At 57.6% G+C, this 871-nt stretch carries 1 protein-coding gene; it reads right to left on the bottom strand.

The features are described from left to right. A partial coding sequence (locus RR842_RS14085) for a TetR/AcrR family transcriptional regulator (RefSeq protein ID WP_332730206.1) occupies positions 1-589 on the bottom strand: 589 nt, incomplete at its 3' end. Positions 590-871: the final 282 nt, after the last annotated feature.

The raw sequence follows: 871 nt of genomic DNA, 5'->3' as shown, positions 1-871 counted from the left end.
TCGATAGGGCATCGTAGAGCATTTTTGGAGCCACCCAGGCAAGCTTCTCGGCAGCTTCCCGCGAAGGCGGCGTTGTGCCTAGGCGGTACCACTCGGTAAGCACCTCCGTTTCGGTCTTCACCCAACTGTCCAAGCAGAACATGAGCTCGTCGTCGATATCCACATGACGGTAATCCTGCAACGTTTCCAGCAGAGCGCATTTCCGATAATGCGGCATGACGCTGCGCTCGTTGGGATAGTTGAGCGTATACTGCGTCGCTACTTTGAAAAAATCCCGCTCTAGGGACAGCAGCTTGAGGTGATGGGAGTACCCCGTCTCCCAATCGACCGTGCGCCCTACCTCTATGAGGTAGAACTTGTGGATGTGCGTCGGCCACCACCAATGCAGGCTGTATTTGCTGTCGAAATGACGATAGAACACCTGTCGCGAAATGCCTACCTTCTCGCATAGGTCGCCGACCTTGATCTGGTCGAGCGAGCGGTCGACGGCATGCATGATGCGCAATTTCATCTGCACGTCTTCGTCGTCGAAAATCCCTTTCGGCTCCCACGTGTCGGTCTTCATGACTTCCCCCGTCCGTATCCCCATACGGTCCCCTTGCTGAAAAGTATACTCCTTTGCGCGCGATGCGCACCTTGCCGACACACTTCGCCGACAAGGTGCGCGCACCCAACGCTCTTTCAGATTCGATCAACCAGAGGCGTGTCGTCCTACGCCGTCGCCGGTTTCAGCCCGGCAGCCTCAGCTGCAGCCCGCAGATCCTTCCAAACCGACAGGTGGTCGATCTCCAGCGCCTTGCATACGGTGTCGCACGTGCCGCATTCGGTGCATTCCCACAAGCCGTTCTGAACGGCCTCCACCACGCGGTCC

Origin of the sequence: Gordonibacter sp. (assembly GCF_036667095.1) — a bacterium.
Lineage (GTDB): Bacteria > Actinomycetota > Coriobacteriia > Coriobacteriales > Eggerthellaceae > Gordonibacter.
This window is presented reverse-complemented; position numbering and strand designations above follow the sequence as displayed.